At 70.3% G+C, this 23,093-nt stretch carries 19 protein-coding genes and 2 pseudogenes; 15 read left to right on the forward strand and 6 right to left on the reverse strand.

Annotated features, from left to right (window positions below; all coding sequences use genetic code 11):
* Positions 1 to 9: 9 nt before the first annotated feature.
* Entirely contained in the window at positions 10 to 318 is a 309-nt protein-coding gene (locus GAS53_RS13265; protein ID WP_151477724.1) for a YciI family protein, read from the reverse strand.
* 26 nt (positions 319 to 344) lie between these two features.
* Here GAS53_RS13265 and GAS53_RS13270 point away from each other — a divergent pair, with 26 nt between their 5' ends.
* From GAS53_RS13270 to GAS53_RS13285, 4 genes are all read left to right on the forward strand, one after another.
* The gene (locus GAS53_RS13270) at positions 345 to 1,058 is read left to right on the forward strand and encodes a Crp/Fnr family transcriptional regulator (protein WP_151477818.1); all 714 of its coding nucleotides are present in this window, start codon (positions 345 to 347) and stop codon (positions 1,056 to 1,058) included.
* 126 nt (positions 1,059 to 1,184) lie between these two features.
* Positions 1,185 to 1,814, forward strand: a complete 630-nt coding sequence (locus GAS53_RS13275; protein ID WP_151477725.1) for a LysE family translocator — start codon at positions 1,185 to 1,187, stop codon at positions 1,812 to 1,814.
* 84 nt (positions 1,815 to 1,898) lie between these two features.
* Positions 1,899 to 2,630 carry a Clp protease N-terminal domain-containing protein gene (locus tag GAS53_RS13280; protein WP_151477726.1) on the forward strand — a complete coding sequence of 244 codons (732 nt, stop codon included), beginning with the start codon at positions 1,899 to 1,901 and terminating at the stop codon, positions 2,628 to 2,630.
* A 114-nt stretch (positions 2,631 to 2,744) separates the two neighbouring features.
* Complete coding sequence (locus GAS53_RS13285; protein ID WP_151477727.1) at positions 2,745 to 4,454, forward strand: bifunctional 3'-5' exonuclease/DNA polymerase; 1,710 nt, start codon at positions 2,745 to 2,747, stop codon at positions 4,452 to 4,454.
* Positions 4,455 to 4,533: 79 nt separating this feature from the next.
* Here GAS53_RS13285 and GAS53_RS13290 read toward each other — a convergent pair whose 3' ends face one another.
* The 3 genes from GAS53_RS13290 to GAS53_RS13300 all read right to left on the reverse strand — a co-directional run bounded on the left by GAS53_RS13290 (position 4,534) and on the right by GAS53_RS13300 (position 9,976).
* Positions 4,534 to 7,914, reverse strand: a complete 3,381-nt coding sequence (locus GAS53_RS13290; protein WP_151477819.1) for a BTAD domain-containing putative transcriptional regulator — start codon at positions 7,912 to 7,914, stop codon at positions 4,534 to 4,536.
* A gap of 473 nt (positions 7,915 to 8,387) precedes the next feature.
* The gene (locus GAS53_RS13295) at positions 8,388 to 9,278 is read right to left on the reverse strand and encodes a glycosyltransferase family 2 protein (protein WP_263974132.1); all 891 of its coding nucleotides are present in this window, start codon (positions 9,276 to 9,278) and stop codon (positions 8,388 to 8,390) included.
* Positions 9,279 to 9,526: 248 nt separating this feature from the next.
* Positions 9,527 to 9,976 (reverse strand): DUF3052 domain-containing protein, encoded by a 450-nt coding sequence (locus GAS53_RS13300; RefSeq protein ID WP_151477728.1) that lies wholly within the window; start codon positions 9,974 to 9,976, stop codon positions 9,527 to 9,529.
* A gap of 173 nt (positions 9,977 to 10,149) precedes the next feature.
* Between GAS53_RS13300 and GAS53_RS13305 the strand changes: the two genes are divergently transcribed.
* Both GAS53_RS13305 and GAS53_RS13310 read left to right on the forward strand, forming a co-directional pair.
* The gene (locus GAS53_RS13305; protein ID WP_151477729.1) at positions 10,150 to 11,097 is read left to right on the forward strand and encodes a M56 family metallopeptidase; all 948 of its coding nucleotides are present in this window, start codon (positions 10,150 to 10,152) and stop codon (positions 11,095 to 11,097) included.
* A gap of 338 nt (positions 11,098 to 11,435) precedes the next feature.
* On the forward strand, positions 11,436 to 14,231 hold the full coding sequence (locus GAS53_RS13310) for an alpha/beta hydrolase family protein (RefSeq protein WP_151477730.1): 2,796 nt from the start codon (positions 11,436 to 11,438) through the stop codon (positions 14,229 to 14,231).
* Positions 14,232 to 14,551: 320 nt separating this feature from the next.
* Here the strand turns inward: GAS53_RS13310 and GAS53_RS13315 are convergent.
* A pseudogene (locus GAS53_RS13315) lies at positions 14,552 to 14,764 on the reverse strand (hypothetical protein); the annotation flags it as partial.
* A 103-nt stretch (positions 14,765 to 14,867) separates the two neighbouring features.
* Here GAS53_RS13315 and GAS53_RS13320 point away from each other — a divergent pair.
* From GAS53_RS13320 to GAS53_RS13360, 9 genes and pseudogenes are all read left to right on the forward strand, one after another.
* On the forward strand, positions 14,868 to 15,146 hold the full coding sequence (locus GAS53_RS13320) for a hypothetical protein (protein ID WP_151477731.1): 279 nt from the start codon (positions 14,868 to 14,870) through the stop codon (positions 15,144 to 15,146).
* On the forward strand, positions 15,143 to 15,535 hold the full coding sequence (locus GAS53_RS13325) for a type II toxin-antitoxin system VapC family toxin (RefSeq protein WP_151477732.1): 393 nt from the start codon (positions 15,143 to 15,145) through the stop codon (positions 15,533 to 15,535). The genes GAS53_RS13320 and GAS53_RS13325 overlap by 4 nt, the downstream gene beginning before the upstream one ends.
* Before the next feature lie 132 nt (positions 15,536 to 15,667).
* Positions 15,668 to 16,000: pseudogene (locus tag GAS53_RS13330) on the forward strand (tyrosine-type recombinase/integrase); the annotation flags it as partial.
* Positions 16,001 to 16,323: 323 nt separating this feature from the next.
* Positions 16,324 to 16,548 carry a helix-turn-helix domain-containing protein gene (locus tag GAS53_RS13335; RefSeq protein ID WP_151477733.1) on the forward strand — a complete coding sequence of 75 codons (225 nt, stop codon included), beginning with the start codon at positions 16,324 to 16,326 and terminating at the stop codon, positions 16,546 to 16,548.
* Between the two features lie 86 nt (positions 16,549 to 16,634).
* On the forward strand, positions 16,635 to 17,048 hold the full coding sequence (locus tag GAS53_RS13340; protein WP_151477734.1) for a hypothetical protein: 414 nt from the start codon (positions 16,635 to 16,637) through the stop codon (positions 17,046 to 17,048).
* A 139-nt stretch (positions 17,049 to 17,187) separates the two neighbouring features.
* The gene (locus GAS53_RS13345) at positions 17,188 to 18,351 is read left to right on the forward strand and encodes a hypothetical protein (RefSeq protein WP_151477735.1); all 1,164 of its coding nucleotides are present in this window, start codon (positions 17,188 to 17,190) and stop codon (positions 18,349 to 18,351) included.
* On the forward strand, positions 18,348 to 19,898 hold the full coding sequence (locus tag GAS53_RS13350) for a hypothetical protein (RefSeq protein WP_151477736.1): 1,551 nt from the start codon (positions 18,348 to 18,350) through the stop codon (positions 19,896 to 19,898). The genes GAS53_RS13345 and GAS53_RS13350 overlap by 4 nt, the downstream gene beginning before the upstream one ends.
* 723 nt (positions 19,899 to 20,621) lie before the next feature.
* Positions 20,622 to 21,683 (forward strand): tyrosine-type recombinase/integrase, encoded by a 1,062-nt coding sequence (locus GAS53_RS13355; RefSeq protein WP_151477737.1) that lies wholly within the window; start codon positions 20,622 to 20,624, stop codon positions 21,681 to 21,683.
* A 332-nt stretch (positions 21,684 to 22,015) separates the two neighbouring features.
* Complete coding sequence (locus GAS53_RS13360; RefSeq protein ID WP_151477738.1) at positions 22,016 to 22,288, forward strand: hypothetical protein; 273 nt, start codon at positions 22,016 to 22,018, stop codon at positions 22,286 to 22,288.
* A gap of 96 nt (positions 22,289 to 22,384) precedes the next feature.
* Here the strand turns inward: GAS53_RS13360 and GAS53_RS13365 are convergent, their stop codons facing one another.
* The gene (locus GAS53_RS13365) at positions 22,385 to 22,897 is read right to left on the reverse strand and encodes a hypothetical protein (RefSeq protein WP_151477739.1); all 513 of its coding nucleotides are present in this window, start codon (positions 22,895 to 22,897) and stop codon (positions 22,385 to 22,387) included.
* Between the last annotated feature and the right edge of the window lie 196 nt (positions 22,898 to 23,093).

Below are 23,093 nucleotides of genomic sequence, written 5' to 3' on the forward strand. Positions count from 1 at the left end.
GGGTCGGCTTCACGGTCCGGGTGGCTGGCTTCGCGGTCCGGGTCGGCCGGCTGCGCGGTCCCCACCGACCACCGGACGCCAGTCCCGAACGGAGACCACCTCCACGCCGGCGGTCCGGTAGTACGGGTCGGCCGCGAGGATCCGGTCCAACTGGTCCCGGGCCACGGTGAAGAGGAGTACCGCGCCGGAGTCGTCCGCCAGTGGTCCGGCGGCCAGGAGATGCCCGTCGGAGTGGAGGCGGGCGAGGGTCTCCCGGTGGGCGGGGCGGGCGGCCAGGCGTTCCGGGGCGGGTGTGAAGGCGAGTTCGACGATCAGCATGCGGCGACCGTACGGTCGGGCACGTGATGCGATCCGTATCAACTGATACATCCGATACATCTCCGGACTGGCACGCCCTGCGGGCCGTACCCCTGCTGGCCGGGCTCCCGGAGGAACGCCTTCGCCTCCTGTGGAACGAGTCGCTGCCGCGCCGCGCCCGTACGGGGGAGGTCCTGCGGGCCGCCGGAACCCCGGCGACCCACCTCCTGCTCCTGCTGCGCGGGCGGGTCACGGCCACTGCGTCCACGGAGGCGGGCCGCCGTGTCTGCCACGGCGACTGGACGGGGCCGTGCGCGCTGGACAAGGTCGCGGTCATCGACGGGGCCGGCCACACCGCCACGCTGATCGCCGACGCTCCCTGCACGCTGCGGAGTCTGCGGCGCGAAAGCTTCCTGGCGCTGGTCGACGACGTGCCCGCCGTACGGCGACACGTGTTGCGCATCCTCGCCGACCAGGCCCGACGTGGGCAGGAGCGCTGGACGGATGCGGTGGCCCTGCCGACCGAGGCCAGGGTCGCCGCGTGGATCCTGGAGCAGATCGCGGCGGGCCCGCACGAGCGTGCCGTCCTCCCCGGCGGCCAGGAACAACTCGCCGACCGCCTGGGCGTCACCCGCGTGACCGTGAGCCGCGCCCTGTCCCGGCTGCGACGCAACGGCTTGATCGCCATGGACCGGCGTACGATCCGCGTCCTGGCCCCGGAACTGCTCGAGCTCCGGGCGCGGAACGTCACGACGGACTGACGGCCCGTCGCCCCTGCGCGCCGCAACCGGCCTGCGGTGAGCCGGACTTGGAGGGTCGCCGAACCACGCCGTCTCAGTCCGCGAAATTCGGTCGACCCCCCGGAAGGCGCCGCCAAGCATGCCCCCATGGTCGACACATCTCTGTACGCAGCGTTTCTGGTCGCCGCGCTCGCGCTCGTCGTGAGTCCCGGCCCCGACATGATGTTCATCGTGGCGATGGGCGGCCGGGGCGGACCGGTCGCGGGGGTGATGGCCGCGGCGGGCGTGGCCACGGCGATGCTCGTGCACGCGGTGGCCGCGATGCTGGGCCTCTCCGCGCTGTTCACCACCCTGCCGACGCTCTACCACGTACTGCGCTGGGCCGGCGCGGCATACCTCCTGTACCTCGCGGTCAAGGCGTTCCGGGACCGCTCCGTACCGGTCGAGGAGGGCGCCGAGCCGGGCCCGGGCCGACGGCGGGCCTTCTGGCAGGGGGCCGTGACGAATCTGCTCAACCCCAAGGTGATCCTCTTCAATGTGGCGTTCCTGCCGCAGTTCGTGAACCCGGAACTCGGCCATGTGATGGGCCAGTTCCTCGTCCTCGGCGTCACCATCGTCGTCATGGGCTTCGTCTTCGACGCCTCGGTCGGCCTGCTCTCCGGCCGTCTCTCCGAACTGCTCCGCCGCAGCCGACGGGTCGCCCGGGGCCTGAACATCTTCAGCGGCACGGTCTTCACGGGGCTGGCCGTACGCCTGCTCGTGGCGTCCCCGAAGTAGCCGCCCGCAGACCGCCCGCGGGCCATCAGCGAGGGGTGTCAACTCAAGGTTGACACCCCTCCACTGTCAACCTACGGTTGACACATGACCACGAATCCACGCACCGCCACATCCGTACGCCTCGACGACCTCATCGACGCCATCAAGAAGGTCCACGACGACGCGCTCGACCAGCTCGAGGACGCGGTGATCGCCGCGGACCACCTCGGCGACGTGGCCGACCACCTGATCGGCCACTTCGTCGACCAGGCCCGGCGTTCGGGCGCCTCCTGGACGGACATCGGCAAGAGCATGGGGGTCACCCGGCAGGCGGCCCAGAAGCGGTTCGTACCGAAGGCGGAGTCGGACCTCGACCCGAGCCAGGGCTTCAGCCGTTACACGCCACGGGCCAGGAACGTGGTGGTCGTCTCCCAGAACGAGGCCAAGACCGCGGGCAACGACCAGATCCGCACCGAGCACCTGGTCCTCGGCCTGATCGCCGAGCCGGAGGGCCTCGGGGCGAAGGCCATCACCGCGCAGGGCGTCACCCTGGACGCCGTGCGCGAGGCCGCGACCGCCGCCCTGCCGCCGCGCGCCGAGGACGTACCGGCACTCATCCCCTTCGACAGCAACGCCAAGAAGGCCCTCGAACTCACCTTCCGCGAGGCCCTCCGCCTCGGCCACAACTACATCGGCACCGAGCACATCCTGCTCGCGCTGCTGGAGCACGAGGCCGGGACGGGCCTCCTCAGCGGACTCGGCGTCGACAAGACGGCGGTCGAGGCGAACATCGAGAAGGCGCTGGAGAAGGTGCGGAAGCCCCTCCAGGAGGACTGACCGGCCCAATGACCGGGCCGCCCATTGACCGGGCCGCCCGGTGCCCGGCGCTGGACATAACCCTGAACTCGCAGTTCAGGGCCATTGTCAGACCCTCCTGCGAGACTCGCAGTCATGACCGACCGGTGGGCTCTCGCGCCGGCCGAGGACGGCGGCGCCGAGCTCGCCCCCCTCGGCCCCGACGGGCTGCCCGCCGGACCGCTCCTCAGGGAGCCGGACCTCGCCGAGTCCGTACGGTCCCGGCCGGACGTCACGCGCTGGGTGTGGCGGTCGACGGCCGAGGTCCATCCCCGGCTGCACGACGCGGGCGTCCACGTGGAGCGGTGCTACGACATGGAGGCCGCCGAGACCCTCCTCCTCGGCCACGAAGGGCGCCTCGGCGAGCCCCGATCGGCGGCCGCCGCCCTGGCCAGGCTGCGCGGCGGCCCCGTACCTCCGGACCCCCGTCAGCGCGCCGCCGAGCCCGGCTCGCAGTCCTCGCTCTTCGAGCCGCGCCCCGTCCACGTACCGCTGGAACAGCTCATAGAGGTGTATGAGCACCAGCAGCGAAGACACGACGCGACCGCGCACCCCGAGCGGATGCGGCTGCTGACGGCCGCCGAGTCGGCGGGCATGCTCGTGGCGACCGAGATGAACGCGTCCGGGCTGCCCTGGCGCGCGGACGTACACCGCGAGGTGCTGCACGAGTTGCTGGGCGAGCGGTACGCGGGCGGGGGCGAGCCACGACGCCTTGCCGAGCTGACGGACGAGGTGTCGGCCGCGTTCGGGCGCCGGGTGCGGCCCGATCTGCCCGCGGACGTCGTCAAGGCCTTCGCGCAGGCCGGGATCAAGGTGAAGTCCACGCGCCGCTGGGAGATCGAGACGATCGACCATCCGGCGGTGAAGCCACTCGTCGAGTACAAGAAGCTGTACCGGATCTGGGTGGCGCACGGCTGGTCGTGGCTCCAGGACTGGGTGCGGGACGGGCGGTTCAGACCGGAGTACCTGCCGGGCGGCACGGTCACCGGACGCTGGGTGACGAACGGCGGCGGCGCGCTGCAGATCCCCAAGGTCATCCGCCGGGCCGCAGTCGCCGACCCCGGCTGGCGGCTCGTCGTGGCCGACGCCGACCAGATGGAGCCGCGCGTGCTGGCCGCGATCTCCCGCGACCCCGGCCTGATGGAGGTCGCCGGGCGGGAGACCGACCTCTACCAGTCCGTCTCCGACCGCGCCTTCTCCGGCGACCGCGCGCAGGCCAAGCTCGCCGTGCTCGGCGCGATCTACGGCCAGACGTCCGGCGACGGCCTGAAGAACCTCGCGCTGCTGCGCCGCCGCTTCCCCAGGGCGGTGGCGTACGTGGACGACGCGGCGCGGGCGGGCGAGGAGGGCCGGCTCGTACGGACGTGGCTGGGGCGGACCTGTCCACCGGCGGTGGAGTCGGAGTCGTCCGGGGAGGAGGCGGGGCTTCCGCAGGACGAGCCGGGCGGAGGAATCGAGGGAGCATCCGGCGGCTCCGACGGCGACGAGTGGGTGCCGGGGTACGCCTCCACCAACTCCCGTGCCCGCGGCCGCTTCGCGCGCAACTTCGTCGTGCAGGGCAGCGCCGCCGACTGGACCCTTCTCGTGCTCGCCGCACTCCGCCGTGCCTGCCGGGACATGGCGGCCGAGCTGGTCTTCTTCCAGCACGACGAGGTGATGGTGCACTGTCCCGCGGAGGAGGCCGACGCGGTGGTCGAGGCGATCCGGGAGGCGGCAGAGCTGGCGGGGCGGCTGACATTCGGGGAGACGCCGGTGCGGTTTCCGTTCACGACGGCGGTGGTGGAGTGTTACGCGGACGCGAAGTGAGCCACTTCCTCGGACTGGCCGACTCCCTGCGAACTCCCTTGTGGAGGAGGTCAGTTGGTCTGCTCCGGCAGTAGCGGTCTCAGCCCTCCAGCAGTAGCTGTCTCAGCTCCTCGACCACCGGGCTGTCGGTGCCGTGCAGTGCGTCGAGAGCCAGTCCCCACTGCTCGTACGCCTCCTCGGTGCGGCCCGCCGACCTGAGCAGGAGTCCTTGCTGGTGCCGGGCGAGACCGGCGGTGTAGCGGTCGGCGCGCTGTTCGGCGCGTTCCAGGAGCAGGGCGCATTCGCGGGCGGCGCGTTCGGTGCGGTCGAGGCCACGCAGTGCACGGACCAGGCCGAGGCGGGTCTGCGAGCCGCTCTGCCAGTCGACGCCGTCCGAGACGCTCAGGGCACGGTCGAAGTGCTCCAGCGCACCGGCCGGTTCGCCGAGCGTGAGGTGGGCGTACCCGATGTTGCAGTGCCCTGACTCACGGACGCGCGAGTCGCCCATGGCCTCCCCGAGCGCGATACTCCGCTCGTGCCACGCGATGGCGGCGCGCGGGTCGGTGTGCTCGTAGAGGTTGCCCAGGTTGCTGTAGGCGACGGCCTCGCCGTCCACGTCGCCCAACTCCCGTGCCAGCTCCAGGCTTTCACGGAGGGCAACCTCGCACTCGGCGTACCGGCCGAGGCTTTCGAGCAGCAGACCCCGGTTGTTCAGACAGCGCTGGACGCGCGACACGACACCGAGGCCGCGCCAGCGCGCGAGGGCCTGGTCGGTCAGGGCGAGCGCCTCCCCCGCGCGGCCCTGCATGAAGTGCAGCCCCGCCAGATCGGACAGCGCGATCGCCTCGGCGGCCTCGTCCCCGAGGCGCCGCGCCACGTCCAGCGCCCGCCGCCCGAGCGCCGCCAGCTCACGGAGCCGGCCACGACGCTGCAGATACGGGAAGAGGGAGCGCACGAGGACGGGGACGAGCGGGGAGTCGGCGGCGCGGCCCTCGACAAGAGCGACGACGTTCGCCACCTCGCGATCACCCCAGGCGACGGCTTCGGCGGCCGAGGCGAACGGGGCGGCTTCGTCGCCTTCCGCGACCATACGGTCCTGCTCGGCGACCGTACGGTCCCGCTCGGCCGGGGTCGCACCGAGCCGGTTGTCGCGCTCGGCGCCGGAGGGGATGAGGGCGAGCACGCACTGGCGGGCGGACGCCATGTACCAGTGGAGGGCGATGTCGGTGGGGTCGGGGCCGGGGCCTGAGGGGTTGGGACCTGCGGGATTGGGGCCTGCAGAGTTGGGACCCTCCCCCTCGCCCTCTGCCGCCACCCGGGCGACCTCACGGGCGAAGTCGCGTACCAGGTCGTGCGGGGTGTAGCGGCCGTACGTCGTCTCGTCGAGGAGGGCGACGTCGACGAGGCGGTCGAGGGCGGCCTCGGCTCGCCGTTCGCCGGTGCCCAGGAGCCGGGCGAGCAGCGGGACTCCGTATGTCGGCAGGTCGAGCGCGCCGATCCGGCGCAGGGCGAGCGCGGCATCCCGGTCGGCCTCGCGGTCCGAGGCCCGCAGTGCGTCGAGGGCGACCGCGAGCGAACGGCGCACGCTGAGGTCGTCGTACTCGAGGTGGTGCAACCGTTCGTCGCTTGCGGCCAGTTGGCCGGCGAGCGCGTCCGGGGTGAGGACCCGGCGGGCGGCGAGCCGGGCCGCGACGATCCGCAGTGCGAGCGGCAGCCGTCCGGTGAGGCCGACAAGAGGGTGCGTACCGTCGAGGCCGTCCCGTCCGGAGACGGCCCGCAGCAGCTCGGCGCTCTCCTCCTCGGAGAGGGGCGCGAGCGGGAAGCGCGTCGCACCGTCCAGCGCGGTGAGGGGCGAGCGGCTGGTGACGATCACCGCGCAACCGGGGCCCGCGGGCAGCAAGGGGCGGACCTGGGCGGCGTTCGCGGCGTCGTCCAGCACGAGCAGGGTGCGGGTGGGGGCCAGCAGCGAGCGGAGCAACGCGCTTGCCGCGTCCGGGTGTTCGGGCACATCGCAGGGCTCCACGCCCAGGTCACGGACGAGCGCGGCGAGGGCCTGCCCGACGGTGAGCGGGGGCACGCCCGGGGTTGCCCCGTGCAGCCGTACGTACAGCTGACCGTCCGGGAACTCCGCCCGCAGCCCGTGCGCCACCTGCACGCCCAGCGCGCTCTTTCCCACCCCCGCCATACCGCTGACGACGGCCACGCGGGGGTGCTCGTCCCCGGCCGGGACGAGCGCGGTGCGCAGATCGCCGATGGTTTGGGTGCGGCCCGTGAAGTGGACCGGGCCGGGCGGGAGTTGGGCAGGGCGAGGGACTGAGGCGGGGAGCGAGACGGCGACGGGGTCCTTCGGGGCGGTGGGGGTGGCCTCCGCCGAGGGCGGGTCGGCTTCGCGGAGGCCAGGGTGGGCGGCGGTCGGCTCGGCTGACAGCGGCGCGGAGACGGCGTCGTCTTCAGTGGAAGCATGCTCGGCGGCAACTGCCTGCCCAGCAGCGGAAGCCGGTTCAGTGGCGGAAGCGGGCTCGGTGGCGGCTGTCGGCTCGACGGCGGAAGCCGACTCGGTGGCGGCAGCGGACTCGGTAGACGGGAAGCGAGGGTTTGGGTCACGGTGTCGGGCGTGCGCGGACTCCACGGCGGCCGCCTGCTCGGCAGAAGACGCCCCATCCCCCGCGAACGCTCCCGGAAGCTCCGTCCCCGGCTCCCGCAAGATCTCCAGATGGGCCTCCCGTACCGCGCGCCCCGGCTCCACGCCGAGTTCGTGGTCGAGGGTGTACCGCAGGTCACGGTGGACGGCGAGGGCTTCCGCCTGGCGGCCCGTCCGGTGCAGGATCAGCATCAGCTGGCGATGGAAGGCCTCGCGGAGGGGGAACTCCGCGACCAGCTCGGCCAGTTCGGGCGCGAGAGCGGCGAGCCGTACGGACCCGTCGGCCACCCCACGGCCCAGCTCCAGTTCGGCGTCGTACCGGCACTCCAGCGCGAACAGCCGTGCCTCCCTCAGCCGTTGGACGAGGGAGAGCCCGCCTGCCTCCGGAGGCATACCGCTCAGCGGGGTGCCGCGCCACAGCGCGAGGGCCGCCACGGCTTCGGTGGCGGCCCGTTCCCAGTGCCGCCGTGCGTGTGCCGCGCGGGCGGCCGCGACCCGGGCCTCGAAGACCCGTACGTCCAACTCGCCCTCAGAGACGCGCAGTTGGTAGCCGGGCGGTACCGACCTCAGCCGGTCCGGGTCGTCCAGCAGCCGCCGCAGACGGGTCACATGGTTGTGCAGCGAGGCGTGGGCGGACGCGGGCGGCGTCCCGCCCCAGAGCGCGTACTTGAGCACGTCGACGGAGACGACGCGCCCCGGTTCCAGAAGCAAAGCGGTGAGCAGCACCCGCCCCTTGGCACTGCTGACCGGCCGCGGCACCCCGTCGGCGTCGTACACGACGGTCGGCCCGAGTAGCCCGAAACGCAGCCCGGAACGCGCCCCGGACGACCGCGCGGGCATCGGCCCGGGCGGCAGCCCGGCCGCCCCTCGCTCCGCCCGCTTCCCGCCGCCCACCTGTCCGCCTTTTCCCGCCGGCGGTACCCACGGCCAGAATCAGCCGCTCCGCCAGCCTCCAGGCGAAACTCTGTGCCCCGCCACACCGTTTCGCCCCATGTTAGCGATCGGTTGGCGTGGCCTGATTTGATCACTTCATCGGACCCGGTCGCTCCGGTACGCGGTTGGCGTCGTAAGTCGCCGCGGCTCGGGGGAGTGTCGCCGTCGCGGCCGGGTCCGAGTATCTGAAGGCAGTATCTGGAGGCACGGGCGAACCCCGGCCCTTCTCCGGACCGGCCCGCGTTCAGCCCCGGCCCTGTCCGGACTCCCCCGCGTTCAACCCCGGCCTCTCTCCGGACTCCCCGCGTTCAGTCGTCCAGGAGTTCCCATGGGCAAAACCCGGTTCGTCCGACCCGTAGCCGCTCAGCTGCCCCGACGGCTCAGACGACCGGCGGACGCCCCAGCCGCGTAAGCCGCCACACGGTCCCCCAGCGCATCGGCCGGCGTTCCCCCGCCGATGCGCGGAGCCCCTCCACGAAGCCGCCGAACCATGCCCGCAGCCCGCCGGCGGACCGCGTCCGTACGAGGGTCAGCGCGATCCAGACCGCCAGGTGGACGGGGATGAGCGGAAGGGGCAGCCGGCGCCGGACCAGCCAGACGCGGTTGCGGGCGGTGACGCGGTAGTAGATGGCGTGCCGGGCGGGTGAGGTCTTCGGGTGCTGGAGCAGCAGCTCGGGCTCGTACCGGATGGTCCACCCGGCGTCGGCGGCCCGCCACGCCAGATCGGTCTCCTCGTGCGCGAAGAAGAACTCGGCGGGCCAGTCCCCGGTCTGCGCGAGCATCTCCATGGACAGGGCGTGGCCGCCGCCGAGGAAGCCGGTCACCTCGCCGCCCCGCATCGGGTCCTTGGCGCCCAGCCGGGGCACGTGCCGTCGCTGGGTCTCCCCGTTCTCGTCGGCGATCCGAAAGCCGACGATGCCCAGGCGCGGCTCGGCGGCGTACAGGTCCCGTACCCTCCGCAGGACATCGGGGTCCACGAGCAGTCCGTCGTCGTCCAGTTCGACGACGACGTCCACGTCCCCGAACTCCCGCAGCCGCCGCAGCGCGACGTTCCGCCCGCCCGGGCAGCCGAGGTTCTCGTCGACCTCGATGGCGGTGACCTCGCCGGGCAGCCCCAGCCGCTCGGCGAACTCGGGCAGCGGGCATCCGTTGCCGACGATCACGATCCGCGCGGGCGCGATGTCCTGCTTGGCCACCGAGGCGAGCAGCGCGTCCACTTCCTGGGGCCGCGTGCCCATCGTCACCACGGCCACCGCGATCCGCGGCCCCACCGACACGACACCCACCCCAATCTCAACCTCGTCCGACAACAAAGGGCGATGCTAGCCGTTCACGGTAAGGACTCCTTAAGTACGCAGGTTCTTAAGAGTGTCGCGGGACCGGGGAGCGGCGCATCGAGTTTCGGACAAGCCGCTGCTCAGGCAGCGGAACGCTCAGGCACGCGGATTGCTCAAGCACGCGGGTTGCTCAGGCACGCGGGGTTGCTCAGCCAGGTGGGTTGCTCAGCCGGGTGGGTTGCTCAGCCGGGCCGGTTCGCCTCGCGCCTTTCCTTGCGGCGTACGAACTTCAGCCCCGACCAGTCGTCACCGAGCGCGGCGACCTTCACATCAACGACACCCAGCGGCAGGAACAGCTCCCGCAGCCTGTTCTCGGTGATGTCGCTGTCGTGCCCGGCGGCCTTCCGCGGCCAGGCGATCCAGAGCATCGCGGAATCGGCGAGCGCTTCGACGAGCCCGGGGCCTTCGGCGGCCAGCACCGCGGCCTCCCGGTAGAAGGCCAAGGCCACGTCCGCTCCCTCCGGTCCCCCTTCGGCGACCTCGCACCCTTCGGGCAGCCCGGGAATCCCCCATCCCTCCGCCGGCGCGTGCAGCAGCCGCACCCGATGGCCTGCCTTGACCCCGATCTTCTTGGCCAGTGGCGTACCGGAGTACCCGCCACTCGGCCCGCTCGCCGCGTCGGTGACTCCCATGCCTTCCATCGTCGCGCGCGCTGCCCCGTCGCGCCGCGTATTGCCGTCGGCGCCTCTGGGACCGGTAGCGTGTCCACCGCCCGCCTCCGCACCCGGCCCGTCCCGGGCAAGGCACCGAAGGCCGAAGAGTGGGCGACCGGGGACATGGCGACCAAGGAGAAGGAGCCCGCGACATGACCGTATCCGTCTCGCTCCTGCTGATGGCGGCCGTCGCGCTGACGGCCGCGGTCGTGGCTCCCCGCGTCCTGACCCGCGCCGCCTGGCCCGAACGGGAACCGGTGCTCGCGCTGTGGGTGTGGCAGTGCCTGGTCGCCACCGTCCTGCTGTGCTGCCTGGCATCCCTCGTACTGAGCGCCTCGGCCGTCTTCCACACGGTCCGCGTCCATGTCTTCGCGCCCGCGCCGCCCTCGGTCACCGCGGCGTACGACCTGGCCGCCGCCCCGCCCTGGACCACCGCGCTGACGCTGCTGCTGGCCGGGGGTGCCGCCTGGACCACGGCCATGCTGGCCCGCGAGGTCGTCGAGGCCCGTAGGCGCAGTCGGCTGCGCCGCGCGCACCTGGCCGAACGGGCCCCCGAGCTGCCGGCCGGTCTCCCGGCCTCCCGCGGCCCGCTCCTCGTGCTGGAGGACGAGTACCCGGACGCCTGGTGGATGCCCGGTCATCCGCCCCAGCTCGTCGTCACCACGGGCGCCCTGCACCGCCTCACCGGCGGTCAGCTCGACGCCATCCAGGCCCACGAGCTGGGCCATGCCCGCGCCCGCCACGACTGGCTCCTGCACCTGTCCCAGGCCCTGGCCGGCGGCTTCCCGGGCATCCCGCTCTTCACCCACTTCCGTGACCAGACCCACCGCCTGGTCGAACTCTCCGCCGACGACACGGCATCCCGCCGCTGCGGCCACCTCACCACGGCGCTGGCCCTGATCGAACTGAACCAACACCGAGGCGTCCTGTCGTGCGCGACCCCTCGCCCGCTGCTCCACCAGCGCGTGGAACGCCTCCTGGACCCCCCGCCCCGTCTCACCCGGACCCACCGCCGCGGCACCACCACAGCCGCCGCCCTGGCCCCCCTCGTCCCCCTGTTCATCGCCTTCGCCCCGGCCCTGGCGACGCTCGGCTCTTAGCGGCTCCTGGCGAGCCTGCCCGAGCCGGGGTCTCATCGGCGTGCGCCGCGAGGCGCAGTAACCGGATGCACGCGGCAGGCGAGGCGCCCCAACCGGATGCGCACGGCACGCGAGTCGCACAGCTGACAGCACCGCCGCACCACGCCGGCCGCAGCCCGGGGCATCCACGCGTCGGCCAACTCCGCCCCGCCTGGGGCCACTTCGCGCTGCGAGAACTCAACTCTTAGCAACCCTTTGGCCTTGGTTCTCATCTTCTTCTCAGGGATGCACGAGGCTCCCGAGACACCTGGGACGACTCGGATGCCCGGGCACAGGAGCCAACCAGGAGGAGGGGAACCTTGATCCATGCCCGGCGCACGATAGTTGCCGCTGCGGCGTTGTTCGCGGTGATGGTGGGGTCGCCAGGACTGGCGCACGCTCAACCGGCCGCCGATCCCGTACCGCCCGCGCCGTCGGCCGACCCCGACAACAGGCTTCCAGCGGGTTGGCAGATCACGGACACGGGCTCCGGCCGGCAGCTGACCTGGCACTCGACCAGCCCGGTGCCCATGGGCGACGCCGCCGTCGAGTTCTACGCCGGGGACCGGCTGCTCGGCCGGCCCATGGCCGACAAGGACCGGCGTACGTTCGACCTCAGCCTCGACGGCGTACGCCTCGGGCCGGTGACGGACTTACAGGTGCGGGCCGGCGGGCGCCGCCTCGACGGAGACGGGACCACGGCCGACCGGCAACGGCGGCGCTCCACGACGGCGGTGAAGCCGTCGGCCCTGCCGCCGGCCAACCCCGTCGACCCCGGTGTCCCCGGCGCGTACCGGACGACCACCGGCGAGTACGAGCTCAAGTCGGTGCGACTGCCCGGCTTCCCCGCCCCGGTGGAGATGCGCGGGACCGTGGTGGCGCCGGCCGGAGCCCCGGGCCGCCGACCGCTGGCCCTGTTCCTGCACGGCCGCCACTCCACCTGCTTCACGACCGAGGGCGGCGATGGCGACGTGCTCGGCGAGTGGCCCTGCCCCACCGGTTCGAAGCCGATACCGAGCCACCGCGGCTACCTGCACGACCAGAAACTCCTGGCGTCCCAGGGGTACGTGACGGTGTCCATCGCCGCCAACGGCATCAACGGTCAGGACTACCTGGCGGAGGACGGCGGAGCGCAGGCCCGCTCGTCCCTGGTACGACAGCACCTCGCCCACTGGGCGGACTGGTCGGGTGCCGGGCGGGCCGCGGCACCCGGGATCGTACGGACCACCGCACGGGCCGACCTGTCCCGAGTGCTCCTGGTCGGACACTCGCGGGGCGGCGAGGGCGTGAACCGGGCCGCGATGGACAGCCTCTCCAAGCCGCCTGCCGACCAGGACGGCTACCGAGGTCCGGTGCGGTGGAAGATCCGCGGAACGGTCCTCATCGGCCCCACCGTCTTCGGGCAGAACCCGGCTCCCGAGGTGCCGTCCATGACGATCCTGCCCGGCTGCGACGGCGACGTGTCCGACCTTCAGGGTGAGATCTACGTGGACGGCACACGCGGCGTCAGCCGTGGCGCCGCCCTGCACAGCGCGGTCTACATGGTGGGCGCCAACCACAACTTCTTCAACAGCGAGTGGACGCCGGGCCAGGCCGAGGCACCGGCCGACGACGACTTCTGGCACGACGAGGAGGCGCCGGACCCGGTCTGCTCCCCGGGCACCGCGACCCGGCTGACCGCCGACCGGCAGCAGGCCGCCGGTTCCACGTACATAGCCGCCGCGGCCCGGCTGTTCGTCGCCGGGGACGACCGGGTACGTCCGCTGCTGGACGGCTCGAACGTGCGAGCGGCGTCGGCGGACCCGGCGCGCGTACTCACCCACGCCGTCGGAGCCCGTCGCACGGCCGCGTTCCTGCCGGACTCCTCGGTCTCGGTGGACGGCGGCCGGTTGTGCGCACAGGTGGACACCGATCCGGCCGCCGCCTGCCTGAACCCCGATGTGCCCGGTCTGTCACCGCACTTCGCCCAGTGGGAGACGTCGCCGGAACCGGGCCGCCACGCCGTGGCGCTGGACTGGTCGGCACCGGGTTCCGCGGTACGGGTACGTCCCGCGCGGCCGGTCTCCGTGGCCGGAGCCGAGGCGCTGGCCCTGCGGGTCGTCGTGCCGCCGAACACCACCGGCACCCGGATGGACGTGTCCCTCACGGACGCCACGGGCAAGCAGGCGACACTGGGCGGGATCCGGGTCGACGGACTGCCGGGAACCGACCGGACCGCCTCGTACTGGGGGCGGGAGGTACGCGTACCGCTGACGGCCGCGAGCAGGGCCGGACTGGACCTGAAGCGGGTGAGTTCCCTCGAACTGACCCCCCGCAACCAGTCCGGGCAGGCATGGCTGATGGATGCCTGGGGCTGGCGCCCCGGTATGGCGGCAGTGCGGCCGGCCGTGCTGCCCCGCGTGGACATCGGCCGGTTGAAGGTCGAGGAAGGCGACTCCGGAGTCCGGACCTACCGGGTGCCCGTGCGGGTCTCCGGGCAGGGCAGCGGCCAGGTCCGGCTCTTCGTCGCCGAACCCGACAGCGACAAGGCCACGTCCCGGGTACTGACCGTGCGCCCCGGCAGCAGCATCGATGTGCCGGTCGACGTACAGGGCAACACGCGCTTCGGCTACGGCACGTCGCACAATGTGTTCGTGAAGGCGGTCCGCGGCGCGGTGGTCGGCTCCCACCGCGGCGGCGTGAGCGTCGAGAACGACGACCCGATGCCCACGTTCACTGCGACGCCGGTCGCGGACCGGGTCACCGAAGGGCAGAGCCTGACCTGGCGGATCACACAGTCCGCGGTCGCCGACACGGAAATATGGTTCAACGCCGCGTTCCTGCCGGTCAGCGGTGGCACCGAACTGTCCACCACGGACCTCGACCCGGACTGGTTCGAACAGAACACCGGCGAGTCACCGACCCCGTCCCGACCGCTGTCCCAGGTGGAAGAGCTCTACCTGTCCGCCTCCATCCCCGCCGGGCAGCTGACCACCGAAGTGACCGTACCCACGGCCACGGACGGGCTGCCCGAGCCGGAGGAGTCCCTGCGGATCCAGCTGACCACCTGGGACGAGAACGGCGAGCCGCAGGAGGGCGGCCCGCTACTCACCGGCACGGTGCGGGACGCAGGCTAGGGTCCCTGTCCGACGCGGCCTCGAGCGACCGCCTCGAACGATCGCCTCGAACGGTCGACTCGAACGGTCGACTCGAACGGTCGACTCGAACGGTCGACTCGAACAACGGAAAGGCCAGGTCAGAAGAATTCTGACCTGGCCTTTCCCACGCCACTTCCCGGCCGTCAGCCTCCTCTTCCCCGCGCTCCCCACCTCCTGGCAATGCGATGAACCGGCCTGGTACAGCAACAACAGCAGCTCGACAAGAGGCCGCCCGTTTCCGCCTCGGGTGTCGCAGCCGTCGGCTCTCGGATGCCTGTGCGCTCGGGCACGTCGATGTGGAGCACCTTGAGCAAGTCGGCGGTGACGACCCGGTAGGCGTTGCCCAGACGGAGGACCGTGCACGGATACCGACCGCGCTTGGCGAGGTCGTACCCCGTGGTGCGGCCGAGGGACACCACGCGGTTCGCCGTCTCCAGGGCCACGGCCGCGGGCAGCGCGAGCAGTTCCTCACGTGTCAGTCCTCGGGACGCATCGTCGCGCTTGGTGATCACAGAGGATCTGTACCCCGCGAGGCAATCCACCACCTGCCTCCGGTCAAGCCGCACGCAACAGGAGCACCCCACCCATTAACAAGAGTTTTGTTAATATGGCTCCATGGCCACGACCTCCGACCCCGCTCCCGGCGAAGGCCCCGTCCGCCCGGTCTCCGTCTCCCTCCACGAGGGCACCATCGCCGCCCTCAAGGCACGCACCGGCAAGCGCGGCATGTCCGCCTACGTCGAAGCCCTCATCCAGCGCCAACTCGAACGGGACCGCCTGCGCGAACTCATCGAAGACGCGGAGACCGAGCACGGGCCAGTGGATCAGACAGCGGTCGAGGCCAAGCGGGCACTCCTGCGCAGCGACGCAGCCGGCTCGGCTGACGCGGCATGAGTGGCACCCTCGTCCTGGACCGCGAAGGCCTGTCCAAACTCGTACGACGCACCCCCGAACTCACCGAATGGCTGGCTGCCGCCGAGGCCGAGGACATCCGCGTCGTCACCAGCTCCGTCACCCTCGTCGAAGCCCGCGACCCCAAGACCAATCAGGCCCGCTTCGACTACGCCGTCTCGCGCGTCAACATCGTCCCGCCCACCGAAGCCATCGCCCGCCACGCGAGCAAGCTGCTCGCCGCGGCCGGCCTGCACGGCCACAAGTACGCCCTCGCCGCCATCGTGACCGCCACCGCACTCGCCTCCCCTGCCCCGGTTACCGTCCTGACCTCGGACCCCGAGGACCTCCACATGCTGTGCGGCCCGGGGGTCCACGTCATCAAGATCTGACACGGTGCGAGGCGGGACGCCCCGCGGGCAAGAACAGACCCCAGCCAGGCGGGGGATTCCTGACCGGGGCAGCGGGACTGCGGTGGACCTACTCGACTTCGAAGCGGAGCTGTTCCACCCCCAGTGGCGGCATTCAAAGACCTGCTCGCCGAAGCGGGTATCGACGACCGCCGCCTGTACGACGGGAGCCGCCACACCGCAGGCACGATCCTCAACGAGCTGGGGGTCGACATGCCCACGATCATGGAGATCCTGCGGCACACACAGATCAGTCAGACACGGCGGTACATGAAAGGAAGGTCACACCTGTCGAAGGACGCCATGCGCCGGATGGGAGACCACTTCATGCCCCAGCCGGAACCCGCAACTGAGACCAGAACTGAGACCGCTGATAGCCGCGCGGCTCGTGCTCGCCGTCGCCGCCGCATCCGCGAAAAAGCAAAAGCCCCAGGTCACGGCGAGTGAGTCCTAGGGCTTCTACAGAGCCGCCTTCGGGATTCGAACCCGAGACCTACGCATTACGAGTTTCCATACTGAACGGTCGCGGCAGTGCGCCACGGGTCGTATGCGCTGGTCAACTGGCCTTTTCTCGCTCCGCGAACCGCTGCGACCGAGGGCGAACCGCAACTAGGAATGCAACTGCGCGCGCAGACGTCTGCAGGGCAGCCCAAGGCCCTTAGCATGTAAGCGGGTCACGTACTTGCGCGGCTCGCGGCGGCCCTGTACGTTCTGGCATGTAACCCGACCCGCCTCCACTGTGGGTGGGTCGACATGCATGGAAGGTAGCCATGTCCCGAATCCTGTACCCGACCGACGAGGTCGCGCAGCAGCTCTGCATAGGGATGACGACCGCAAAGGCGCTCATCAAGTCGGGCGAGCTGCGGAGCGTGAAGATCGGCCGCTCCCGACGCGTCCCGGCCGACGCCCTGCGCGAGTACGTGCAGCAGCTCGACGCTGAGCAGAACGGCGAGGAGTCGCACGGCGATCGTGCGGCGCACCCAGAGGCCGCATGACCCCGACATGACGAAGTCCCCGGATCGCCCGCGCGACCACCCGAGGACTTGTCTCGCCCAACCACCCGTAAGGAGCTACACGCCCCATGATACTTACTCTCGCCCCGCCTGACACCCCCGAACCGCAGACTTCCCAGATCTACGCCGTCCCCCGGCAAGACGGCAGGTTCGTGTGGATCGGCACCGCGCAGAACGCTCAGCACCGCGTGTACCGCGCGTGGGCAAAGCGGCTCGATCCCGCCGTCGAGCGCAGGAACCCCGCGTACGTCCGGTGGCTGCGCACTCTCGACCACGCCCCGCGCGCGGTCGTCCTGTGCGAAGTGCCGCACGAGAAGCGGCACACCTACGAGGGCGCCGCGATCCTCGCGTACCGGCAGGGCCGACACCCGCTGTTCAACATCAGGATCGGCATGCGGTGGGCACCGGAGGACCACGACCGGATCGCAGCCCCGCTGTACCGGTACCGCGCCCGTCAGCGCGCGGCGGCCCTGGCCGCATGAGTAAGCCCCCTGCTGATCGCTGGTGTTGGTCGCACCGGCAGCCGCAGGGGGCGCACACCCAATCGTTCGCGACGGTCCCGGATGGGATGACTCGGCAGTCTTCCCGGGGCCGCTCGCTGCACAGAGAGGGCGCTCAATCGTGAGCGTAATAGATGTCGGCCCGGGTTGTAACCCTGAGGTTGACAAGGTCGACGACGTCGCCGACCAGGGGCCGGGACTCCCGATCCACTGGGGTGACGACTGGTCCCGGATGCCCGTGTACCGCGCCGGTCTCGTCGACCACAAGGGCGAGGAGCAGCCGCGTAAGCCGCTGTTTCCTCTGCCGGAGACCATCAAGGGCGACGGCTGGCAGGCCAAAAGCGACCGCGACTGGTCTACGCGGTGGTGGGGCGGCCAAGTGTTCACTCTCGACGAGGCCTGGCGCATCGTCGATGGCGAACTGACCGACTACGACCGCGAGCTGCTCCGGTCCGGTGCGTTCGGCCGCTACCCCAGCGCTGCCAAGGACATCGCCCACATGCCGTGGCTGGACGACATGTTCGTCATCGACTGCGACATGAAGACCTACTTCGACAGCCCGGACGGCACGCCGTTCGTCGCCGTCGAGGGCAAGCCGAACTCGGCGACCAGGGCCCCGACGTACAGCCGGTACGGCCTGGACGACCTCTACCGTGAGGCCGCCGCACGGGGCATGAAGGCCGAGGAGCTGGACGACTACCTCGACTCCTGGACCGAACGCACGAAGTCCTGCGGCTGCCACATCGTCCTGAAGCAGCACCCCGTGATCCGCATTGAGCGGACCATGCACCACCGCCACGAGTACCGGGTCGACGTCCTAGCCAGTGTCAACAACTGGCGCGGCTGCTACCCGTCCCCCGGATACACCGTCCTGAAGGACCGCCCCGTCAAGGTCGCGGCGAAGCGCCTCGTCGAACTGCTCGTCGAGCTGAACAACACGCTCGACCCGGTCGGCGGCAAGCGCATGAAGAAGGCAGAAGAAGGCTTCGAGGCCGTCCACCGCCGCACCTACGCGCGCACCAGGCGGGGGCACGGGGCTGCCGTCATCGACCTCTCGCTCATGGACCGGTGGCGCACAGGCGTCCTGCGCGTCGTCCACGAAGCCAATCAGCTCGGCAACTGGAACAAAAAGATCTACTGGGCCGCCCACCGGTACGAAGAGGGCAGGTGGCCCGTGGAATCCGCCGAGCGCGACATCCTCGCCGCCGCGCAGCCGTGGGACGACCGCGAGGAGCGCAACGCCATCGCGACGATCCGCTCGGCGTACCGGGGGGTGGCCCGGTGAACACAGAGGAGTCCGCCGCAGACGATCAGCCGCACATCGACGGCGTTGACGATTACGTGAACGACCTTCAGAGGGCAGCGAACGGCGACACGGGGGGTGAACTGCTCCCCTTCGAGAAGCGGATCGCCGAGACGTCGGGCGAGATGCCGAGCATGGGCAACGTGGTCAGCCTGCCCAAGCAGCGGGGGGTGGGCGAGCCGGCCGAATCTGCTGGACCTGCCGAGCAGGCCACGGGGGACTTCCACTACGTCTGGGACCCCGAAACCCTCACCTCGACCAAGGTTCCGGGGCGGCTCCTCAGCGACATCGAAGAGGAGGAGCGGCTCCAGTACCTCGCGGACACCAGCGAGGAAGACCGCCGCATGCTCGCCGAGATGGCCGAGATCCAGCAGCGGGCGAAGTACCACTACACCGACATCGTCGGCAAGGAGAAGGCCCAGAAGCGCCGTGCCAGGGAGCTCCAGGTCGAGGAGCCCGAGGAGGCATATGGGGACATCTTCGACAGGATCGTATCGGGCGACAGCGTGGACCGGCGGCCGAAGTTCGGGTACCTCTCCGACTGTGACTGCGGTCTGTTCTACGAGGGCACCACGAACGGCCTCTTCGGGCGTTCCGGTATCGGTAAGTCGCTCATCCTGGCCCGGCTCAAGGTCGAGACCATGCGCCTGGGGAAGAACGTCGTCCATCACGAGTTCGACAACAACTCCAACCAGATGATCATCCGGCGCCTCGTGGACGCGGGGGCGAAGAGGGAGATGGTGGTCACTCAGCTGAAGATCGTCCGCACCGACGAGGAGCGCTCGAAGATCTCCGAGGAGTTCACCGCCAACACCGGCCTGGTCACCCTGGACGCCCTCGTCCCTGCCATCAACGCCCTAGGCGGCGAGGTCAACCAGCCGAGTGGTACCGACCTCGCGCTGCGCACCCTCATGCAGCCCTTCACGGTGCGGGGGGCGACGGGCGTGTTCGTCGGTCACGTCGGCCACGAGAACCAGGACAGGCAGGCCGGTTCCCACCGCATGTACGGCGCCATGCAGGGCGCCCTGTACCTGGCCGAGGTGGTGAAGCAGCCCGCCAAGGGGTCGAAGGGCCTCGTGACGCTCAAGCTCGCCAAGGACAACCAGGGCGAGGCCGGGGAGGTCGGCTCCGTGGCCGCCTATGCCACGTACGACAGCACAAAAGGTGACGGGTCAGTCCTCGTCACGTTCTCCCGCGAGAGGGACGCACAGGCTCTCCTGGACGAGAAGCAGGCCAAGGTGATCGAGAAGCTCGGAAGCGCGGACCAGACGCGCGAGTACGACATCACCGACATCCACACTGCGCTCTGCAACTCGCCGGAGGCGCTGAGCATCGCCGAGCTGTACGTACGGCTCCAGGACATGGGGTGCACCATCCCCAAGGAGCGTCTGCGCGTCCGTGTCGACGACATGATCAATCGCAGCATGGTCGTCCAGGACGCGGCAGCGTCCGAGCGGCCCGCGACGGGCAAGGGTGGCAGGCCTTGCGCCCGGTACCGCGCCGTGGTGACGCCTCCCCTCCCCTCCTGACCTCCAGGCAGCGAACAGGCCCCAGCCCTCCGGGTGCTGGGGCCTTCTGCGTTCGAGGCGCAAACCGTAATCAGGGGTTTTTAAGGGGCGGAACGGTCAAATCATCGATCGTCGCAGGTCAGAGGGTTAATTGGGTTTGTGGTCTAGACAACCCTCTAACCCCTCCAACTAACCCTCCCTCTAACCTAACCCCCTCTAACCCATCGTCGCAGGTCAGAGGGGTTATTTGGTTCCGTCTAACCGGGTTTGCAAACCCCTTGGGGGGGATACGTAGTAGCCCCCGGGGCAACTAACCCCCACATGCCGCAACCGCGCCCACCGTCAAGCGGGCCAGCGAGCACCGCGATCGGGTAGCCGTGACACCTGCCACCATCAGGGGAACGTCAAGATCGTTCACCCGGCGCGTACCGTCCACCCATATGCCTGCATTTACTGTTTAGCCCGATCTGCCCACCCTCCGCGTCCCGGATCCCATGGACTGGCCGAACAGAACGCGCCACGTTAGGCGCAGGACCGTGTTCGCCTGGTGAAAACTTTTCCGCCTATCGAACAGGCCCGGGGTGCGTATTTGAATCCTCAACATGTTGCGTGCAGGGGGCAGCTACCTCGCGACGGCGCCGCCAGGCCCCGTTGTTTCATCGTTATATCTGTTGCGCAGTCAGATCGGGCCTAGGCGCTAGCTCGTGATAAGCTGACTTCTCAAGAGCTAGAAGAGGGGGCCCGATGGGTGAGGTCGAGCGGTACGAAGTGGTCGAGGCGGAGATCGTCGAAGCAGGCTCGTCGAGTCTTCAACTATCCGAGGCCGCTCGCGCTGCCGTGGAGGGCACGCGCCCGGACTCGACGCTGCGCGCGTACCGGGCGGACCGCGAGGAGTACATGCGGTGGTGCCAGGCGGAGGGGCACACTCCGCTACCGGCGACCCCCGAGCTGCTCACCGTGTACGTCAAGCACATGACAACTGCGCCGCGTCCCCGCACTGGACGACCCGCCGCACCCTCCTCGATCGACCGGGCCATCGCCGCCGTGTCGACCATGCACGAGGAGGTGGGCATGGCCAAGCCGGTACAGGAGGGGGCACGCCGCGTACTCAAGGCGTACAAGGCGGAGCTGGCCGTGAAGAAGGACCAGGCTGCCAAGACGAAGAAGGCCTCGGCCGCCGTCCCCGACATCCTGCGCAAGCTGCTCGCCACCCTGGACCGGGACACCCTCAAGGGGAAGCGGGACGCGGCGCTCATGCTGCTCGGCTTCGCCACGGCCGCCCGCGTCAGCGAGCTGGTCGCCATGAACATCGAGGAGCTGCTGCGCACCGAGGACGGCATCGACATCTCGGTCTACCGCAAGAAGACGCACAACCACACCGACAACATGGTGCTGTACGGCAGCCGTCCGGCCACGTGTCCCGTGAGGGCAGTAAACGCCTACCTGGCCGCACTGGAACAGGAGGGCCGCACTGAGGGACCGCTCTTCGTGCGGGTCAGCAGGCACGGCCACGTGGCGCCCCCCATGCTGCGCCACGGCCGCGCCATCGGTGACCCTGCCGGGCGCATGACCGAGGAGGCGGCAGCCGAGGTAGTGGAGAAGGCGGCGGCATCGGCCGGCCTGGAGGGTCAGTGGACGGGGCACTCGCTGCGCCGTGGGTTCGCCACGGCAGCACGGCGGGCGGGTGCGGACATGCTCCGCATCGGACGTACGGGTGGATGGGCGGATGGGTCACGCGCCCTGCTCGGGTACATGGAGGATGCGGACCGCGTCACCGAGTCGCCCCTCGTGGGGATCGGTTTGTAGCCAGAGCCCGACGGCCCCGGACGGATTCCATCGTCCGGGGCTGCTGCATGTCCGGGGTCACAACGGAACAGTGAAGAACATGACATGACATGGATGTCAGGCCTGGCCTCTTGACGTGATCATGTGGAGCATCGTGACGAGTGGTCACGCATCGTGACGGTGACGCAGGGGAGTGGGGCAGTTACTTTTAGCGAGATCGCTTTCGAGGTGCCGGACCGTTGCGTTCAGGGAGAAGTGCACCTCGAATCCAAAACTTCGGCACCCCGCGACGGGCCGGACGCGCGATAAACGATCGTTAACATGGATGCAGGACGCCGCACCCTGGAGGTCGCATGCACCGCTTGAGGTTCCGATACGGAGACATCGCGCCCGGCATCGTCCCGACCGTGGGCGCCGAGGTGCTGGCCCGATGCTCCGTCGTCTCGCCGTTCACCCGCGCCCGCGTCCGGAACGTCCGCCGGACCCGTGACCGCGACCGGGTGCGGGTCGACCTCGTCTGGCTGGAGTCGAACGACGCGACGCTCACGCCCGTCGTGGCAGGCAAGCGCGGCAGCGTGTACGCCAGGGCGGACGGCTGGCCGCCCTTGATCCGTCCGGCGCCCTGAGTGCCCCTCAGGCGGCCGTACGCGGGGCCGGATGGCTAATCCCCCGCCTTGCGGCCTACGGCCCCTCAGGGGGCGCTCCAGCCCCTCGCGTTGCGTCTACGCGGCCTGCGCGAACACGTCGTCCACGATCAGCGGCAGCGTCACACGGAACACCCGCAGGGGCGGACTGCCGTCGGGCCGGATGTAGTTCCCGGCCCGCGCGCCCAGCGCCTGGCCATACGCGCCGAAAATGTCGACCTGGCGCACGAGACCGCCAAGGGTGAAGTCTTCGGTGTACGTCTCCATGAGGGCGTCAGCGGCTTCGCCCAGGACCGCGTCAATGCTGTCGGTGTCGGCGTCGGTGAGCGTTGTCGTGTAGATCCCGACCATCAGCTCCAGGCGCACGGACGTCATGGCCGCGCCTGAGGACCGGATGGGCGTGATGCTCTCCACCAGGACGCACGCCGCGATGCCGTTGCCCGTGACCGCCCGTGGCTCGTGCAGGGTGACGCTCTGAAAATGGCCGAGGCTCATTGCGTGCGTGGCGACGGCGTCGAGGATCGCCGAGGAATTCAACGCCATGGTCTCCCGCTTCCCCGTGAACCATTTGCCCGTTATGTCGGAATCCATATAGCGGGTATTCCGGCATGCATTCTGCACGATACCGCGCGCCCAAGATCAAGAGGATTCGAGGTAATTTTGTCAACCCTCGCGGGGGTTGACATTTGCTGATTCTCTATCCCTGACCCACCGTCAACCGCTAGAATGTGTAAGGCGAAATCAAGTGCCTCGGTGCATTCATTCGGCCGTCAGGCCATGACGGAAA

This window comes from Streptomyces albicerus (genome assembly GCF_008905045.1).
GTDB lineage: Bacteria > Actinomycetota > Actinomycetes > Streptomycetales > Streptomycetaceae > Streptomyces > Streptomyces albicerus.

Excerpts from the sequence above, each read along its gene's own strand:
- GAS53_RS13265 (WP_151477724.1), bottom strand. The coding sequence starts at position 318 with ATGCTGATCGTCGAACTCGCCTTCACACCCGCCCCGGAACGCCTGGCC.
- GAS53_RS13270 (WP_151477818.1), top strand. The coding sequence starts at position 345 with ATGCGATCCGTATCAACTGATACATCCGATACATCTCCGGACTGGCAC.
- GAS53_RS13275 (WP_151477725.1), top strand. The coding sequence starts at position 1,185 with ATGGTCGACACATCTCTGTACGCAGCGTTTCTGGTCGCCGCGCTCGCG.
- GAS53_RS13280 (WP_151477726.1), top strand. The coding sequence starts at position 1,899 with ATGACCACGAATCCACGCACCGCCACATCCGTACGCCTCGACGACCTC.
- GAS53_RS13285 (WP_151477727.1), top strand. The coding sequence starts at position 2,745 with ATGACCGACCGGTGGGCTCTCGCGCCGGCCGAGGACGGCGGCGCCGAG.
- GAS53_RS13290 (WP_151477819.1), bottom strand. The coding sequence starts at position 7,914 with ATGCCCGCGCGGTCGTCCGGGGCGCGTTCCGGGCTGCGTTTCGGGCTA.
- GAS53_RS13300 (WP_151477728.1), bottom strand. The coding sequence starts at position 9,976 with ATGGGAGTCACCGACGCGGCGAGCGGGCCGAGTGGCGGGTACTCCGGT.
- GAS53_RS13305 (WP_151477729.1), top strand. The coding sequence starts at position 10,150 with ATGACCGTATCCGTCTCGCTCCTGCTGATGGCGGCCGTCGCGCTGACG.
- GAS53_RS13320 (WP_151477731.1), top strand. The coding sequence starts at position 14,868 with ATGGCCACGACCTCCGACCCCGCTCCCGGCGAAGGCCCCGTCCGCCCG.
- GAS53_RS13325 (WP_151477732.1), top strand. The coding sequence starts at position 15,143 with ATGAGTGGCACCCTCGTCCTGGACCGCGAAGGCCTGTCCAAACTCGTA.
- GAS53_RS13335 (WP_151477733.1), top strand. The coding sequence starts at position 16,324 with ATGTCCCGAATCCTGTACCCGACCGACGAGGTCGCGCAGCAGCTCTGC.
- GAS53_RS13340 (WP_151477734.1), top strand. The coding sequence starts at position 16,635 with ATGATACTTACTCTCGCCCCGCCTGACACCCCCGAACCGCAGACTTCC.
- GAS53_RS13355 (WP_151477737.1), top strand. The coding sequence starts at position 20,622 with ATGGGTGAGGTCGAGCGGTACGAAGTGGTCGAGGCGGAGATCGTCGAA.
- GAS53_RS13360 (WP_151477738.1), top strand. The coding sequence starts at position 22,016 with ATGCACCGCTTGAGGTTCCGATACGGAGACATCGCGCCCGGCATCGTC.
- GAS53_RS13365 (WP_151477739.1), bottom strand. The coding sequence starts at position 22,897 with ATGGATTCCGACATAACGGGCAAATGGTTCACGGGGAAGCGGGAGACC.